2 protein-coding genes are annotated in these 1514 nt (G+C 55.3%); one reads left to right on the top strand and one right to left on the bottom strand.

Annotated features, from left to right (window positions below; genetic code table 11):
- The first annotated feature begins 489 nt into the window (after positions 1-489).
- Positions 490-1152 carry a hypothetical protein gene (locus ACFVZH_RS40365; protein ID WP_384905631.1) on the top strand — a complete coding sequence of 221 codons (663 nt, stop codon included), beginning with the start codon at positions 490-492 and terminating at the stop codon, positions 1150-1152.
- Positions 1153-1336: 184 nt separating this feature from the next.
- Here the strand turns inward: ACFVZH_RS40365 and ACFVZH_RS40360 are convergent, their stop codons facing one another.
- Entirely contained in the window at positions 1337-1477 is a 141-nt protein-coding gene (locus ACFVZH_RS40360) for a hypothetical protein (protein ID WP_384905629.1), read from the bottom strand.
- Between the last annotated feature and the right edge of the window lie 37 nt (positions 1478-1514).

Here is a 1514-nt window from a genome sequence, read left to right as displayed (position 1 = left end):
GTCCAAGCCATCCCCACCCTGCTGACCTGCGACCATTCAGGATGAAAGAGGTTCACTGAGCTCTTTCAGTGCTCACTCCGCAGGGCGAACGCTCTTCTGGGGTTGACCGGTTTCCGACCTGCGGCTGGGATTCCCTCCTGCGGACGTAGCCGTCACCCGATCGGTGGCCACTCTGAAAGAGCTCACCGACTCCCAGCATCCGCACGATCTCGGCATTCGAGCGTCCTTGCTCGAACAGCTCGGCCGCCCGCACACGCCGGGCCTCGGCCAGCTGCGGCCGCGTCAAAGGAGGAACAACAGGCGAAGACTTGAAAGACACAGCATCAGGATCCCACCAACGACTCTGCCACCCCCATAGAACTAACGAAAAGATCAGTAGTGCCATGGTTCAACTTACACTCGAGGCGACGAGTATGGATTACTCATGAGAAGCAGCCAGGACCGGACTCTAATTCAGCGTTAGGCATCTCTATTGCGATTGGGGCAACTGTGACTGGATTCAAGACTATCTCAGTCCCCACGGTCAGTGCACTGACTGCGGGAATCACTTTCGCTGGATTTGGCATCGGAATTACTTCTGCCGCCGCCGACGTAAATAGCTACGAAAGGACTTACTATTTGGGCACTGCGGCAGATGGCGTCACCCGTACGGCCACCTTCCAATGCGGAGCATCTAATGGATACCCCTACGTTGACCGTGTGGCGCTTGAGGCCAACGATGTTTCAAAGACCATCAGGACCACCGTAAAGACAGTTACTATCACTAATCCTCCCCTGATTAATTCGGGAATGCTGAAGGTGAGTTGGTCGACTTCCTATAACATAAACCGCCCCAATGTGCCCGCCATCAAGCTCACTTTCGGATGCTCCAAGATTGAGCCTAACTCCAATTTTAATTCTGTCAGAATCTCAAAGACTGCCCCAGTGCCCGCAAGGGGGATAATCCTGCCAGGCACTGCGGAAATGATGGTCGCCTGCCCGTCGACCCATCCTGATAGAGGACTAGGGGTTACTACTCGGGCACCGCACGGCGTCGGCGTGGAGTACGCCTACAGTGACGACTGGCCGCAATCAGCCACCCTTAAGTGGATAAACTGGAACAAAATCATCGAGGAGGTTACTGGAAGCCTTGACTGCTGGAATTCATATTGATCCAGAGTGCTAGGTTTCCGGTGAGTCGGTGATGTACTGTATTTGAATTTTAATGCCGTAATGTCGGGCCTGTCCGTGGCGCTACCCATGGTCAGGCCGCCATCGGCGAAGAAGTTGTTGATCAGGTGCGGACGGTACTGGAGCCTTTTGAGAGCTCGTACTGAACTTGATTGGGTGGTGTCGATCAGCCGTCCATGATCAGGTCGGTGCCGGCGAGGCACCGGTCGACGAGATGCGGGCGGTACTGGATCTGCTTGAGTTTGCGCTTAGTACTGCAACGGTCCTTGTCGTGATGGTTGGGCAGGTGAGTCGTTGTTCTGTCCATGGGTGGGGTATTGGTTGATGCCCGTTCGTGGGCGGGT

The sequence above is a fragment of the Streptomyces sp. NPDC059534 genome (assembly GCF_042743475.1).
Taxonomy (GTDB): domain Bacteria; phylum Actinomycetota; class Actinomycetes; order Streptomycetales; family Streptomycetaceae; genus Streptomyces.
This window is presented reverse-complemented; position numbering and strand designations above follow the sequence as displayed.

Excerpts from the sequence above, each read along its gene's own strand:
- ACFVZH_RS40360 (WP_384905629.1), bottom strand. The coding sequence starts at position 1,477 with ATGGACAGAACAACGACTCACCTGCCCAACCATCACGACAAGGACCGT.